Source organism: Variovorax sp. ZS18.2.2 (assembly GCF_024701975.1).
In the GTDB taxonomy this organism is placed as follows: domain Bacteria; phylum Pseudomonadota; class Gammaproteobacteria; order Burkholderiales; family Burkholderiaceae_C; genus Variovorax.
The window spans coordinates 73,991-89,424 of record NZ_JANLNM010000010.1 but is presented as its reverse complement, the minus strand read 5'-3'; the positions used below and the strand labels follow the sequence as shown (position 1 = coordinate 89,424).

At 67.8% G+C, this 15,434-nt stretch carries 12 protein-coding genes; 6 read left to right on the top strand and 6 right to left on the bottom strand.

Annotation, left to right across the window (positions count from 1 at the left end; genetic code table 11):
- Positions 1–2: 2 nt before the first annotated feature.
- The 5 genes from NU688_RS29220 to argE all read right to left on the bottom strand — a co-directional run bounded on the left by NU688_RS29220 (position 3) and on the right by argE (position 6,982).
- Positions 3–1,613 (bottom strand): acyl-CoA carboxylase subunit beta, encoded by a 1,611-nt coding sequence (locus tag NU688_RS29220; protein ID WP_257864334.1) that lies wholly within the window; start codon positions 1,611–1,613, stop codon positions 3–5.
- A gap of 74 nt (positions 1,614–1,687) precedes the next feature.
- A complete protein-coding gene (locus tag NU688_RS29215; protein ID WP_257864333.1) occupies positions 1,688–2,461 on the bottom strand; it encodes an MHYT domain-containing protein in 774 nt (257 codons plus the stop codon).
- Positions 2,462–2,592: 131 nt separating this feature from the next.
- Complete coding sequence (locus NU688_RS29210; protein ID WP_257864332.1) at positions 2,593–4,299, bottom strand: hypothetical protein; 1,707 nt, start codon at positions 4,297–4,299, stop codon at positions 2,593–2,595.
- A gap of 99 nt (positions 4,300–4,398) precedes the next feature.
- On the bottom strand, positions 4,399–5,652 hold the full coding sequence (locus tag NU688_RS29205) for a DUF445 domain-containing protein (protein WP_257864331.1): 1,254 nt from the start codon (positions 5,650–5,652) through the stop codon (positions 4,399–4,401).
- Positions 5,653–5,815: 163 nt separating this feature from the next.
- Positions 5,816–6,982, bottom strand: coding sequence for an acetylornithine deacetylase (gene argE / locus NU688_RS29200; RefSeq protein WP_257864330.1), 1,167 nt, complete (start codon positions 6,980–6,982; stop codon positions 5,816–5,818).
- Positions 6,983–7,083: 101 nt separating this feature from the next.
- On the opposite strand from argE, the gene NU688_RS29195 reads away from it, so the two are divergent.
- From NU688_RS29195 to NU688_RS29185, 3 genes are all read left to right on the top strand, one after another.
- Positions 7,084–8,286, top strand: coding sequence for a glycerophosphodiester phosphodiesterase (locus NU688_RS29195; protein WP_257864329.1), 1,203 nt, complete (start codon positions 7,084–7,086; stop codon positions 8,284–8,286).
- A gap of 169 nt (positions 8,287–8,455) precedes the next feature.
- Complete coding sequence (locus tag NU688_RS29190; protein WP_257864328.1) at positions 8,456–9,661, top strand: M20 aminoacylase family protein; 1,206 nt, start codon at positions 8,456–8,458, stop codon at positions 9,659–9,661.
- Complete coding sequence (locus tag NU688_RS29185; RefSeq protein ID WP_257864327.1) at positions 9,658–10,758, top strand: M14 family metallopeptidase; 1,101 nt, start codon at positions 9,658–9,660, stop codon at positions 10,756–10,758. Before NU688_RS29190 ends, NU688_RS29185 begins: the two co-directional genes overlap by 4 nt.
- Here the strand turns inward: NU688_RS29185 and NU688_RS29180 are convergent.
- The gene (locus NU688_RS29180) at positions 10,755–11,882 is read right to left on the bottom strand and encodes an ABC transporter substrate-binding protein (protein ID WP_257864326.1); all 1,128 of its coding nucleotides are present in this window, start codon (positions 11,880–11,882) and stop codon (positions 10,755–10,757) included. The two genes, NU688_RS29185 and NU688_RS29180, sit on opposite strands and share 4 nt — an antisense overlap.
- Positions 11,883–11,942: 60 nt before the next feature.
- Here NU688_RS29180 and NU688_RS29175 point away from each other — a divergent pair, with 60 nt between their 5' ends.
- Genes NU688_RS29175 through NU688_RS29165 form a run of 3 tightly spaced genes read left to right on the top strand, consistent with a single transcriptional unit; the run spans position 11,943 to position 15,431 of the window.
- Entirely contained in the window at positions 11,943–14,003 is a 2,061-nt protein-coding gene (locus NU688_RS29175) for a molybdopterin-dependent oxidoreductase (protein WP_257864325.1), read from the top strand.
- Entirely contained in the window at positions 14,000–15,124 is a 1,125-nt protein-coding gene (locus NU688_RS29170; protein WP_257864324.1) for an aminopeptidase, read from the top strand. The genes NU688_RS29175 and NU688_RS29170 overlap by 4 nt, the downstream gene beginning before the upstream one ends.
- Entirely contained in the window at positions 15,117–15,431 is a 315-nt protein-coding gene (locus NU688_RS29165) for a polyhydroxyalkanoic acid system family protein (RefSeq protein WP_257864323.1), read from the top strand. The genes NU688_RS29170 and NU688_RS29165 overlap by 8 nt, the downstream gene beginning before the upstream one ends.
- The last annotated feature ends 3 nt before the right edge of the window (positions 15,432–15,434 follow it).

The following is a 15,434-nucleotide window of genomic DNA, read 5'->3' as shown; positions in this document are numbered from 1 at the left end:
GCTCATGGCCGCGCCACCGAAAACTGCATCGCCTGCGGCACGCGCGCATCGGCATCGCGGCACACCGACAGCACCTCGGCCAGCACCGCGCGCGTGTCTCGCGGATCGATCACGCCGTCGTCCAGCAGCAGCGCGCTGGTGGTGAACACGCTCATCTGCCGGTCGAAGCGCTCGACGATCTGCTGCTGCATCGCATCGATCTTCGCGGTGTCGACCGCGCCCTTGCGCGCCATGCCGGCCTCCATGACGATGGCCATGGTCTTCGCGGCCTGCTCGCCGCCCATCACCGCGGTGCGCGCGTTGGGCCACGAGAAGCAGAAGCGCGGCGCGAAGCCGCGGCCGCACATGCCGTAGTTACCCGCGCCGTACGAGGCGCCGCAGTACAGCGTGATCTGCGGCACGGTCGCGTTGGTCACGGCCTGGATCATCTTCGCGCCGTGCTTGATGATGCCGGCCTCCTCGTGCGCGCGGCCCACCATGTAGCCGGTGATGTTCTGCAGGTAGACGATGGGCGTGCGCGACTGGCAGCAGGCCTGGATGAAGTGCGTGGCCTTGGTCGCGCCATCGGAATCGATCGGGCCGTTGTTGGTGATGATGCCCACCGCATGGCCTTCGAGCCGGATGTGGCCGCAGACGGTGGCGCTGCCGTAGTGCTCGCTGAATTCGAGGAATTCGGAACCGTCGGCGATGCGCGCGATGACCTCGCGCATGTCGACCGGCCGGCGTCCGTCGCTCGGCATGATCCCCAGCAGGTCTTCGGCGTCGTAGCGCGGCGGCGTGAATTGGCTCGGTGCTTCGTCGCGGGTCCAGTCGATGCCGCCGAGGATCGAGCGCGCGATGCGGATGGCGTCGCGGTCGTCTTCGGCGAGGTAGTCGCCCAGGCCCGAAATGTGGGTGTGCATCACGGCGCCGCCGAGTTCTTCTTCCGTCGCGATCTCGCCGGTCGCGGCTTTCAGCAGCGGCGGACCTGCGAGAAAGGCCCGCGTGCGGTCGCGCACCATCACGATGTAGTCCGACAGGCCCGTCTGGTAGGCGCCGCCCGCGGTCGAGGAGCCGTGCGTCACCGTCACCACCGGCAGCCCCGCGGCCGACAGGCGCGCGAGGTTGCGGAAGATGCTGCCGCCGCGCACGAAGTCCTGCACGCGGTACTGCATGAGATTGGCGCCGGCGCTTTCCACCAGCTGCACGTAGGGCAGCTTGTTCTCGAGCGCGATCTCCTGCACGCGCAGCTGCTTGTCCAGGCCCATCGGTTGCAGGGCGCCGGCGTCGATGCCGGAGTCGGAGGCGCTCACCATGCAGCGCACGCCCGCGACCTGGCCGATGCCGGAGATCAGCCCGCCGCCGGGCACGCTTTTCGAGAGGTCGGGGTTGTCATGGCCGAGCCCCGCGAGCGAGGCCAGCGGCAGGAACGGCGCGCCGGTGTCCAGCAGCAGCGCGATGCGCTCGCGCGGCAGCAGCTGGCCGCGCCTGGCAAAGCGCTCGGCCGAGGCACCCGAGGCGGCCGCGGCGCGGGCCTCGTGCGTGCGCACCTGCGCCAGCAGCGCGAGCATGCCGGCGCGGTTGGCCTGGAAGGTGTCGCTGGCCGATGGCAGCCGGGATTCGATGACGGGCATGAGGTCTGTGCAGATCGCTGGTTTTTCGCTCTGCACAGACTTTAGGGGGCGGGCCCTCGGCCCGCTTGCGCCAACTAGCTGGTGCGGGCGCGCTGCGGCGTGGTGGGCGCGTCGAGGCTGCTGCCGGTCACCACCCAGAAGATGAAGATCAGCACCGCGCCGGCCGTGCCGAACACCGACAGGCCCATGTAGCTGCCGCCGATGGCGAGCGCATCGGTCGGTGCCGCGGCCGTGCAGATCATGCTGGCGGCGCTCATGCCCACGTAGTGCATGGTGCAGACCGCCACGCCCATCACCGCGGCGGCGGCGACCTGGTGGCTGATCTTGCGCAGGTTGAAGGCCAGCCACAGGGCGGCCGCGGCGGCGGTGATGGCGATCGCCACCGACAGCGCGACGGTGCCCATGTCGAACTCCATCGAGGCGCGCATGTTCATCGCGAACATGCCCATGTAGTGCATCACGCACACGCCGATCCCGGCCAGCAGGCTGCCGGCGAGCCAGCCGGTCTTGCTGAATTTGCGCCGGCCGCCGGCCAGATAGAGGGCGATGCCCGAGATCAGGATGGCCGCCACCAGCGACACGGTCGTCAGCGGCATGTTGTACGAGATGGCCACCGGCAGCCGGTACGCCAGCATGCCGATGAAGTGCATCGACCAGATGCCGATGCCGCCCAGCGCCACCGCGGCGCAGGCCACGACGGCCAGGTTGGGTTTGCCGTCCGCGCCGACCATGCGACCCGCGCAGATCAACGCCACCAGCGATCCCGCGAACGAGATGAGGAATGAAAGCGCCACCAGCCCCAGGGAGTACTCGGGCGACAGCAACTGGCCTACGACGAGGGGAGTCATGCGTTTTTTCCTTTCAGAGAAACGCCTGCGGGCCCCGGAGACCGGATGTGATCGGGGCACCCAAACGGCGTCCCGGCCAGTTTGTAATATTTGTTTTTAAAAGTAAATCGAAATCTGTACTTATGGTTACCCTACCTTACGGCACGGATTCGATATATCGCATTGTTGCGGTCGGCGCTCACGTAGACCGTGCCGTCGGCGCCCACGGCCACGCCGGTGACGACGTAGGGCGGCGGCAGACCGGGCCCGGGCGCTAGGCCGATCGGCAGGTTTTCGGCGATGGTCCGGCGGGTGCCGTTGGCCGGGTCGATTTCCACCAGCCGCCGCGCCGCGCTCTCGGCCACGATGAAAGTGCCCCACGGCGTTTGCGCCACGCCCTCGGGCAGCGCGAGGCCGTCGACGATGGTGCGCAGCGGCGCGCTGGCATCCAGCGGAATGCGCAGCAGCTTGCCGGCGGCCTCGGTGACGTAGAGCGCGCCGTCCCGGCCCAGGACCATCTGCACCGGGCCGTTCAGTCCGCTAGCAAGCACTGACTTTTCTGCAAACTTCGGTCCGCTCGCGCGCGTGATGCTGCCGGTGGCGATTTCGGCGTAGATCACGCTGCCGTCGGGCATGGGGATCGCATCGAAGGGCGCCTTCAGGCCGTGGATGGTTTCGACGGTCTTGAGCGTCTTTCGGTCGACCAACTGGACCGTGCCGGTGAACCACGAGGTCAGTGCGAAGCGCGTGGCCGAGAGGCCGACCGCGAAGGGATAGTCGAGCTCCGGCTCGCGCTGCATGCGGAACACGTCGCGCACTTCGCCGGTGCGCACGTCCACCTGCCGGAAGCCGAAGACGTCGGCCACCCAGAGGTCGTTGCCGTCGATCTTCAGACCCGCGGGCACCGCCACCTTGCCGCTGGTGAGGGTGCGCAGATCGCCCGTGGCGGGGTTGAAGGCCTGCACCTCGTTGTTCGCCATGTTCGACACGTAGATCGTGCCGTCTGGAGCAATGGCCAGGTTGTCGAGCGAGGGCCGAAGCTGCTTGGCGACGGTCTTGTTGCCGGTGGCGAGCTCCACCCGCACCAGTTCGCCGCTGCGCGCATCGACCACCCAGAGGTTGCCCTTGCCGTCGAGGTTGGCCGCGGCCGGGATCTTGAAGCCATCGGCGATCACGGTCATTTGGCCGTTGGCCGGATCGATCTTCACGACTTGGCCCTTGAACCACAGCGGCCCGTAGAGCATTCCGTCGGGCCCGACCTCGAAGCCGTTGAAGCCGCCCATGTCCTTCTTGATGAGCCGCGGCGGCTTCTGGCCGGTGCGGTCGATTTCCCACAGCGCATCGCCCAGAAACACCTGCGAGGCGTAGAGCTTGCCGTTGCGGCGGTCGAAGTCGAGCGAGTTGAGGCCGGGCAGGTCCTTGGCGAGCACGCGCATCGGCGCAGTGTCGCTCTCGCGGTAGCGCAGCATGCCCATGAGGTAGTTCGTCCAGGCCAGCTCGCCCTGCGGACCGACCGCGATGTCGTCGGCCTGGCCTTCGGGCGCATCGATCAGCACCTTGGCCGCGCCGGTGGTGCGGTCGACCTCCCACAGCGTGTTGCCGAGCACCGAGCCCGCGAGCAGCCGGCCCTTGGCATCGATGGCCAGGCCGTGCACGCCCGAGAACGACGACGGCGGCACCAGCGCCTCGGGTGCGGCCCACGAGGCGGGCCGGGTGTTGAGTGGCAGAGGTGCCGGTGCGGGTGTCGGCGAGGGCGCAGGCACCGGTGCAGACGCAGGCGGTGCAACCGTGCTGCAGGCACCCAGCAGGGCGAGCGAGGCGATCAGCGCGGCAGTGGCGCGGAACGGGCAACGGGGCATGTCTTCTTCTCCTTCTTGTGGACGCGCGCGGAGTCTAGAAGGAGGAAGGGGTGGTGGCGTAGTCTTTCCCGTGACATGCGGACTTTCGTCCGCTGCGGATTACCCGCGCAGCAGCTGCGTGACCGTGTGGATCAGCAAGCCCACCAGCCCGCCCACCAGCGTGCCGTTGATGCGGATGAACTGCAGGTCGCGCCCGATGTGCCGCTCCAGTTCCACCGTCATCTCCTCTGCGTTCCACTCGCCGACCCGCTCCTCGATGTAGCGGCGGATGTCCTCGCGGTAGCGCTCGATGGCCAGCGGCGCGGCGGCCTCGATCTGCTCGTTGATCCAGTGGCGGATGGCCTCGTCGGCCTGCAGCCGCGTGCCCAGCGCGCCGGCCATCGACGCGATGCGCTGGCGGATCGTCGAGTCGCTGCGGCGCAGGTCGCTGTCCAGCCACGCGAGCAGCTCGCCCCAGAGTCCGTGCAGGTAGTCGCCCAGGGCCGGGTGCGCCATCAGCTCGGCGCGGATCTGCTCGCCGCGCTGCTGGAACTCGGGGTCGAGCTTCAGGCGCACCACGAAGTCGTCGACGAAGTGGTCGAAGCGCTTGCGCATCGGATGGTCGGGCTCGGCGGCGAGTTCGCCGATGGTGTGCGCCACGGCGGCGACGATCTTGCGCGTGGCGAGCTTGGCCGCGACCTGGTCCAGGCCCACATAGCGCAGCGTCTTGATCTCGCGCGCGATGGCTTCGGTGATGTGCGCCTGCACCTCCTCGCCTTCGAGCAGGCCCGCCACCTGCTGCAGCACGTCGTCCAGCAGCGCCTGGTGGCGCCCGCCCGCGGTGAGCGCATCGAGCGCCTGGCCGGTGAGGCGCGAGAGGTCGATCTTCTCGAGGCCCGCGGCGGCGGCGCGGCCCATGAAGTCGCGCACCCGGTCGTCGTCGAAGGCAGTGAGCCCATAGCGCGTGGCGGCCACGCCCCATTCGCCGAGCGTCTCGCCGCTCGCGGGCCGCGCGAGCCAGTCGGCGATGCGGCTGGCGGTGTCGAACTCGCGCAGCTTGGCGAGCACCTGCGCGGTGCTCAGAAAGTTGTTGCAGATGAAGCCCGCGAGCTTCGCGCCGATGCGGTCCTTGTTGCTCGGGATGATCGCGGTGTGCGGAATCGGCAGGCCCAGCGGGTGGCGGAACAGCGCCACCACCGCGAACCAGTCGGCAATCGCGCCGACCATCGCGGCCTCGGCGAAGGCGGCCACATAGCCCCAGGCCGGATGCTGCGCGTGCAGCGCGCTGGCCAACGCATAGAGCAGCGCTGCCGCGCACAGCAGGCCGAGCGCGACGCGCTTCATGCGCTGCAGCGCATCGGCATCTTTGATCAATTCAGTTTTCCATCAGTCCATCGCGTGCTGCGCGACGCACGAAATCGTCACGGCCAAGGCCAGACACACCGCGGAACCGGCTTTGCCGGGCCGCCGGTGTGGCCCCCTGCAAGGGGGTTGGCGCAGCGACACGAAGTGCGCGAAGACTGGGGGTGAGCAACATTCACCCAATGGTGTGCGAAGTAGCGAGGCGCTCCATGAACAGCTCGCAGCGCGCGAGTTGCTCGAGGCTCACGAATTCGTCGGGCTGGTGCGCCTGCTCGATGCTGCCCGGGCCGCACACCACCGTGGGGATGCCCGCGTTCTTGAACAGGCCCGCTTCGGTGCCGAAGGCCACCAAGGTGGTGCGGTCCTCGCCCGCGAGGCGCTGTGCGAGCAGCGTGACCGGGTCGCTCGCCGCGCCGAGGAAGCTCGGGATTTCGCAGATGGTCTCGAACTTGAAGCCCGCATCGGGCGCCACCTTCTTCATCGCGGGCTCGATGCTCGCGGCATAGGCCAGCACGTCGGACTGCATGCGCTTGGCGTCGGCCGTGGGCAGGTCGCGGAATTCATAGCGGAACTCGGCATCGCGCGGCACCACGTTGTCGGCGATGCCGCCGTGGAACTGGCCCACGCTCGCGGTGCTGAAGGGCACGTCGAAGCCCTCGTAGCGCGGCTCGCTGCGCTCGAAGTCCTCGGCCATGTCGCGCACCTTGCCGATCACGCGCGCGGCCATCTCGATGGCGTTGACCGACTTCGGCGTGAGCGACGAATGCGCCTCCTTGCCGCGCACGCAGCACTTGTAGCGGTGCACGCCCTTGTGGGCAATGGCCGGCACCATGCTGGTGGGTTCGCCCACGATGCAGGCCAGCGGCTTGATGCCCGCATCGCGCATGTCGGCGATGAGTTCCTTCACGCCGAAGCAGCCGATTTCTTCCTCGTAGCTGAAGGCGAAGTGCACCGCGAAGGGCGAATCGCTTTCAAGGAAGCGTTTGGCGTTGGAGAGCGCGATGGCGATGAAGCTCTTCATGTCGGCCGAGCCGCGGCCGTAGAGGCGCTCGTGCTGCACCACGGCGGAGAGCGGATCGACGCTCCAGTCCTGGCCGTCCCAGGGCACCGTGTCGGTGTGCCCCGAAATGATCACCCCGGCCGGCTTGCCCTCGCCCAGCGTGGCGAACAGGTTTGCCTTGGTGCGCTCGGCGTTGTAGGTGATGCGGCTCTTCACGCCGAGGGCGGCGAGGTGGCTCTGCGCAAGGTCGATCAGCTGGAGGTTGCTGTTCGCGCTGACGGTGTTCATGCGCACCAGCGACTGGGCCAGCGCGAGGCTTTGGGGGGAAAGCGTGTGGGGCATGCAACAGATTGTCCAAGAAGTCGGCGCGGCGTGCGGGGCTGTTGCCCGGGCCGTCATCCGGAGCGGGTACTCTGCGCCATCCTCAGGATGGAGAAAAGACCATGCGCACCCTTCAGATCGCACTGACCGCCACCGCCACCCTTTGCATTGCCGCCTGCAGCGGGACCGGCCCCGGCCCCTCGGGCGGCCCCGCCAAGCTGCTGACCCTCGACGGCAACCCGCCGCTGGTCATCGCCCACCGCGGCGCCTCGGGCTACCTGCCGGAGCAGACGCTGGAGGCCTACACGAAGGCCATCGAACTGGGTGCCGACGTGATCGAGATGGACCTGGTCTCCACCAAGGACGGCGTGCTCATCGCCCGCCACGACCCCAATCTGTCCATCAGCACCGACGTGGCCAAGCACGCCCGCTTCGCCTCGCGCAAGAAGACCATCAAGATCGACGGCGAAACCCAGACCGGCTGGTTCAGCAACGACTTCACGCTGGCCGAGATCAAGACGCTGGGCGGCATCTCGACCGATGCCGAGCGGCCGCAGGAATTCAACGGCAAGTTCAAGGTCGTGACCTTCCAGGAGATCATCGATTTCGCCAAGGCCAAGTCGAAGGAAACCGGCCGCACCATCGCGATCTATCCCGAGACCAAGAACCCGACCTACTTCCGCGACCTCGGCATGCCGATGGAAGACAAGGTCGTCGCCGCCATCACCGCGGCCGGCTGGAACAGCAAGACCGCGCCCATCTACGTGCAGTCGTTCGAGCCCGGCAGCCTCAAGTACATGAAGGCCAAGGGCCTGAACACCAGGCTGATCCAGCTGATCGACGGCGACGGCATCGACATGAAGACCGGTGCCATGACCTATGCCGTTCCGGTCGATCGCCCCTACGAATGGACCAAGGCCGGCGACACGCGCAACTTCAACGTCATGGTCACGCCCGCGGGCTTGGCCGAGATCAAGACCTACGCCGACGGCATCGGCCCCTGGAAGCGCTACATCGTGACCATCAAGGGCAGCGTCGGTCCGGACGGCAAGCCGATCGACGTGAACAAGGACGGCAAGATCAACGACGCCGACGCCACCTCGGTCTCGCCCACCACGCTGATCGCGGACGCCCACAAGGCCGGCCTTTTCGTGCACCCCTTCACCTTCCGCAACGAGTCGCGCCGCCTGGCGGCCGACTACAACAAGGACGGCAAGAACGAGTACGCGATTTATTACAAGCTCGGCGTGGACGGCGTTTTCACCGACTTCACCGACACCGCGATCACCGCGCGCAGCGAGTACCTCAAGAGCATGGGCCGCTGAGCTGTTTGGCTCTTTTCGAGGGACACCGCGGAACCGGCTTTGCCGGGCCGCAGGTGTCGCCCCCGGCGAGGGGGAAGGAGAAGCGACACGAAGTGCGCGCAGCCTGGGGGAGTGCGTAATTACCCGGCACGGTCTTTGCGGAGCACTCTGCAAAGCCTAGACTGTGCCTATGAAACTCATCGATTCGCTCGTCACGCAGGCGGCCGGCATCGCCGCCGTCCGACGTGACCTCCACGCCCACCCTGAACTCTGTTTCCAGGAAGTCCGCACCGCCGACGTGGTGGCAGGCAAGCTCACCGAATGGGGCATTCCCATTCACCGGGGCCTGGGCACCACCGGCGTCGTCGGCATCGTCAAGAACGGCACCAGCAATCGCGCCGTGGGCCTTCGCGCCGACATGGACGCGCTGCCCGTCACCGAGCTCAACACCTTCGCCCACGCCAGCAAGCACCACGGCAAGATGCACGCCTGCGGCCACGACGGCCACACCGCGATGCTGCTCGCAGCCGCCCAGCACCTGGCGAAGAACCGCAATTTCGACGGCACCGTCTACCTGATCTTCCAGCCGGCCGAAGAGGGCGGCGGCGGCGCCCGCGAAATGATCAAGGAAGGGCTCTTCGAGCAGTTCCCCATGGACGCCGTCTTCGGCATGCACAACTGGCCCGGCATGAAAGCCGGCCAGTTCGCCGTGAGCCCCGGCCCGGTGATGGCCTCGGGCAACAAATTCCACGTGAACGTGATCGGCAAGGGCGGCCACGCGGCGCTGCCGCAGACCGGCATCGACCCGGTGCCGATCGCCTGCGAGATCGTGCAGGCCTTCCAGACCATCCTCACCCGCAAGATGAAGCCGACCGATTCGGCTGTGATCTCGGTCACCACCATCCATGCGGGCGAAACCAACAACGTGATTCCCGACAACTGCGAGCTCTCGGGTACGGTGCGCACCTTCTCGATCGAAGTGCTCGACATGATCGAGGCGAAGATGAAGCAGGTGTCCGAGCACATCTGCGCGGCGCACGACGCGACCTGCGACTTCCGCTTCGAGCGCTACTACCCGCCCACCATCAACACCGAGGCCGAGGCCAACTTCGCGCGCGACGTGATGGCCGGCATCGTCGGCCCCGAGAACGTGTTGAAGCAGGAGGCGGCCATGACCTCCGAAGACTTCGCCTTCATGCTGCAGGCCAAGCCCGGCGCCTACGCCTTCATCGGCAACGGCGACGGCGCGCACCGCGACGTGCACCACGGCGAAGGCCCGTGCACGCTGCACAACGCGAGCTACGACTTCAACGACGATCTGATTCCGCTCGGCGCCACCTGCTGGGTGCAGATCGCCGAGCAGTTCCTGAACAAGCCGGGCGGCAACGTCTCATGATCGGCATCGGCGAGGCCTTTTCGCCGCGCTATGCCCAAGCGCGCCAGAAGTTCCTGCAAGGCTGCGTGAGCGCGGGCCTCACCGTGGAGCCGCATGCGCACCCGCTCAAGGGCCGCGACGGCGAAGAGCTCTCGATGGACGTGGCGCTGGACGGCGATGCGAACGCCGAGCGCCTGCTGATCGTCTCCAGCGCCTGCCACGGCGCCGAAGGCCATTGCGGCAGCGGCGTGCAGGTGTTTGCACTGCACGATGCCGAGTGGCGCGACAAGGCCAAGGCGCAGGGCGTGGCGGTGCTCTATGTGCATGCGCTCAACCCGCACGGCTTTTCTTATGGCCGACGCGTGACGCACGAGAACGTCGACCTGAACCGCAACTTCATCGATTTCTCGAAGCCGGCGCCAGTCAACGAACCCTACGCCAAGCTGCATCCGCTGCTGCTGCCCGACACCTGGCCGCCCACGCCCGAGAACCAGGCGGCCATCGAGAAATGGATCGAGAAGCACGGCGCCACCGCCTACCAGGCGGCCGTGACCAGCGGTCAATACCAGTTCGACGATGGCCTCTTCTTCGGCGGCAAGGCGCCTACCTGGAGCAACAAGACCATCCGCAACGTGTTGCGCCGCCATGCGGGCAGCGCCAAGCGCCTTGCCTGGATCGACCTGCACACGGGGCTCGGCCCTAACGGGCTCGGCGAGCGCATCTATGCGGGCAAGGACGACAAGGTCGCCTATGCGCGGGCGAACGCCTGGTGGGGTACGCCCGCGGCGCCTGTCACTTCGATCTACGACGGCTCATCGACCTCGGCGCTGCTGCGCGGGCTGATGTGGGATGCCGTCTACGAGGAGTGCCCGAAGGCCGAATACACCGGCATCGCGCTGGAATACGGCACGCTGCCGATCCTGGAAGTGACCGGTGCACTGCGCGCAGACCACTGGCTGCACAAGCACCCGGACGCGCCGGCCGACCTGGCCGATGGCATCCGTGCCCGGATGGTCGAGGCGTTCTATACGGACACCGACGCGTGGCGCGGGCAGATCGTCAGCCAGGCGCGGCAGGCGATGTTCCAGGCTGTGGACGGCCTGAGCGCCAAAAACTAAGTTCGAACTCGCCCGTCGCCCGTCAGCATCGACAACTCGACGAACTTCGACCCCACGTGGTTCTTCGCCGAGAACGACACCTCGAATCCACCGAACTGCTGCCGGTCGATGCTTTCCAGCCCTCCGACGAGGCTGTCGCGCGTGAGCTTGCCCGAGGCCTTGCGCAGCCCCTCGGTCAGCACCTTCGCGGCCAGGTAGCCCTCCATGCTCGAGAAGTTCGCGCTGGCCCCGGCGCCCGCCTTGCGCACCGCATCGACGAATTCGCGCGTGATCGCGTTGGCCGGGTTGTAGGGCGAGGGCACCACCTGCGTCACCATCACGCCCGCGGCTCCCTTGCCGAGCTCGTCCGCCAGCGCCTGCGTGCCGACGAACGACAGGTTGATGAAGGTGCCGCCATAGCTCGCCTTGCGCGCCTCGCGGATGAACGCCGCGCAGGCCTTGTACGCGCCCACCTGCACCACCGCATCGGGCCGCGCGCCCACGATGGCCTTCACCGCCTGTGCCACTTCGGCCGAATTGCGCTCCACCGTGGCCATCGCGATCGGCTTCAGATCCAGCTGCGACAGCGCCAGCGTCACCCCGTCGAGCCCGGCCTTGCCGTAGGCGTCGTTCTGGTAGAAGACCGCGATCTTCTTGAGCCCCAGGTGGGTGAGCTGCTTGACCATCAGCGCCGTCTCGTCGTTGTACGAGGCGCGCAGGTGGAACACGTTCTTGTGGAAGGGCTCCCGCAGCGACATCGCACCCGTGAACGGCGCGATGAACGGCACCTTGTCCTTCACCGCCAGCGGCAGCGCGGCCAGGCTGGTCGGCGTTCCGATGTAGCCGAAGAGAGCGAACACGTCTTCCTCGATCAGCTTCTGGGTGTTGGCGGCGCAGCGGTCGGGCTCGTAGCCGTCGTCCAGGTTCTTGATCACCACGTTGCGGCGGCCGGGCTGGGCGTTGTACTGGTCCAGGAACACCTTGGCGCCCTGGTGGAACTGGATGCCCAGCTGCGCGGCCGGACCGGTGAAAGGCGCGGACTGGCCCAGCACGAGCGGCGCTTCAGCCTGCGCCTGTGCGATGCGGAAGCCGCCCAGCGTGGCGGCGGCGCCGACGGCCAAAGAAAAATGCCTGCGATTCACCATTGTGAAATCTCCCTCTGCGCCCGCTGCGCGTTTTTCCCGCACTCAAATTAGACTTGTCCGATGCCCCACGCAACGGACTCCCTGGAAGCAACGACTTCCGACCCCTTGACCACCACCGTGCTGGGCGCCTGCCCGCACGATTGCCCCGACACCTGCGCGCTCGTCACCACCGTCAAGGACGGCGTGGCCGTGAAGCTGCAGGGCAATGCCGCCCATTCGCACACCGGCGGCGTTCTGTGCACCAAGGTGTCGCGCTACATCGAACGCAACGACCATGCCGAGCGGCTGGTGCAGCCCATGAAGCGCGCCGGCCCCAAGGGCAGCGGCCAGTTCGAGCCGGTGTCGTGGGACGCCGCACTGGACGACATCGCCGCGCATCTTCGGTCATTGCAAGGCGATCCGGAAACAATTGTCCCCTACTCTTATGCGGGCACCATGGGGCTGGTGCAGGGCGAATCGATGGACCGGCGGTTCTTCCACAAGCTGGGCGCGTCGCTGCTGGACCGCACCATCTGCTCGATGGCCGGCGGCGAGGCGATGGTCCACACGCTGGGCGGCAAGGTCGGCATGCGGATCGAGTTCTTCGCCGAGGCGAAGCTGATCCTGATCTGGGGCAGCAACTCCATCGCCAGCAACCTGCATTTCTGGCGCCACGCCCAGGCCGCCAAGCGCGCGGGCGCACGGCTGGTGTGCATCGACCCGCGCAAGACCGAAACCGCCGACAAGTGCGACGAGCACATCGCGCTTTTGCCTGGCACCGACGCCGCGCTGGCCCTGGCGCTGATGCACGAGCTGATCGTGCATGACTGGCTCGACCATGACTACATCGCCAACCACACGCTGGGCTGGGAGCAACTGCGCGAGCGCGCGCTGCAATGGCCGCCTTCGCGCGCGGCCGAGGTCTGCGGCATTCCCGAAGCGCAGATCGTGGCGCTGGCCCAGGCCTATGGCACGACCAAGCCCGCGGCCATTCGCTTGAACTACGGCATGCAGCGCGTGCGCGGCGGCGGCAACGCGGCCCGCGCCGTCGCCTGTCTGCCGGCGCTGGTGGGCGCGTGGCGCGACCGGGCAGGCGGGCTGCTGCTGAGCAGCTCAGGCCATTTCCCGGTCGACCGCGCCGCGCTGCAGCGCCCCGACCTGCTCGAAGGGCGACGGCCGCGCACCATCAACATGAGCACCATCGGCAATGCGCTGCTCGACACGGCGAAGCCGGTGAAGGCCATCGTGGTCTACAACAGCAACCCCGTCGCGGTGGCGCCCGATTCGGCCAAGGTGGTGGCGGGCTTCGCGCGCGAGGACCTCTTTACCGTGGTGCTCGAGCAGTTCCGCACCGACACCGCCGACTACGCCGACTACCTGCTGCCCGCCACCACGCAGCTCGAGCACTGGGACATCCACTGCAGCTACGGCCACACCGACGTGCTGCTGAACCGCCCCGCGGTCGCGCCGCGCGGCGAGGCCCATAGCAACGCCTGGGTGTTCCGCGAACTGGCCCGCCGCATGGGCTTCGACGAGCCCTGCTTCTTGGACGACGACGAGGCGCTGTGCCGCACCGCGTTCGCCGAGAACGCCATCGATTACGCACAGATGCTGACTCAGGGCTTCACCACCGTGAAGCTGCCCGAGGCCCCCTTCGCCGAAGGCAAGTTCCCCACGCCTTCGGGCTGCTGCGAGTTCTTCAGCGCGCGCCTGCAGGCCATGGGCATGGACGGCCTGCCCGACCACGTGCCCAACTGGGAGCCGGCCGGCAGCTCGACCGAATTCCCGCTCGCGATGATCTCGCCGCCCGCGCGCAATTTCCTGAACTCCACCTTCGTCAACGTGACGAGCCTGCGCGCCATCGAGGTCGAGCCGCTGCTCGAAATCCACGCGGCCGACGCCGCAGCGCGCGGCATCGAAGACGGCGCGATGGTGCGCGTGTTCAACCAGCGCGGCGAACACCGCTGCCGCGCCGAGGTGTCGCGCCGCGCGCGCCAGGGCGTGGTGCACGGCATGGGCATCTGGTGGCGCAAGTTCGGCGGCGACGGCACCAACGTCAACCAGCTCACGAGCCAGCGGCTGACCGACATCGGCCGCGGCCCGACCTTCTACGATTGCCTGGTGCAGGTCGAACGCGCGTGAGGGGGCTGTCCGCATTGGCGCTGGCCGGCGCCCTGTTCCTCACGGGCTGCGCCGACCTCGGCTACTACTGGCAGTCCGCCAGCGGCCACATCGGCATCATGCGGGCCGCCAAGCCGGTGCCCGAGTGGCTCGCGGACCCGGCCACCTCGGCGCCGCTGAAGGCCAAGCTCGAACTCACGCAGCGCATCCGCCGCTTCGCCTCGGCCGAACTCGGCCTGCCCGACAACGCGAGCTACAAGTCGTATGCCGACCTGCACCGCCCCGCGGCCGTATGGAACGTGGTGGCCGCGCCGCCGTACTCGCTCACGCTCAAGAGCTGGTGCTTCCCCGTGGCCGGCTGCGTGGGCTACCGCGGCTACTACAGCGAGGACGCTGCCAAGACCGAAGCCGAGGCGCAGCGCGCGCTCGACCTCGAAGTGGCCGTGTACCCCGTGCCCGCGTATTCGACGCTCGGCTGGATGAACTGGGCCGGCGGCGATCCGCTGCTCTCCACCTTCATCGGCTATCCCGAAGGCGAGCTCGCGCGCCTCGTGTTCCATGAGCTCGCGCACCAGGTGCTGTACGTGCCGGGCGACACGGTGTTCAACGAGTCGTACGCCACCGCGGTCGAGCGCATCGGCGGCGGCATGTGGCTGCAGCGCGAAGCCGGCGAGGCGGCGCGCCGCGAGTACGCGCAGTTCGACGGCCAGCGCCAGGAGTTCCGCGCGCTCGCGCTCAACACGCGCCGCGCGCTCACGCAGGTGTACGAGTCACCCGAAGCCAAGGCCAAGGACTGGCCCGCCGTCGAAGCGATGAAGAAAGCCGCAATGGCCGACTTCCGCGCGCGCTATGCCGAGCTGAAGAAGGGCTGGCCCGGCCCGCGCCAGGGCGCCTACGATGGCTGGGTGGCGCGCGCCAACAACGCGGCCTTCGGCGCGCAGGGCGCCTACGACGACCTGGTGCCGGCCTTCGAGGCGCTGTTCGAGCGCGAGGGCCGCGACTGGCCGCGCTTCTACACTGAGGTCCGGCGCATCGCCGCGCTGCCGACCATGGAAGAACGCCGGAGTGCCCTGCAGGCCGCCACGGGCATCCTGCAAACCCATTCCAGCGACGACAACAACAACGGAGATCACGGTGCCTGACATCCTCATCGAACGAAACCACACGCTGGGCATTGCCGGCGCCCGCGAAGTCGCGCGCCAATGGGTGCAGCAGGTCGAGCAGGACTACGGCCTGGAGTGCACCTACACCGAGGGCAAGACCTGCGACGTCGCCCAGTTCAGCCGCCCCGGCATCGACGGCACGGTCGAAGTCACCGCCGACACCTTCAAGCTGGAGGCCACGCTGGGCTTCCTGTTCAGCAGCTTCAGCGAGCAGATCGAAGAGAAGATCTCGCGCAACCTCGACGAACTACTCGACGCGCCGAATGGCGGCACACGCTTCGCCTGATCG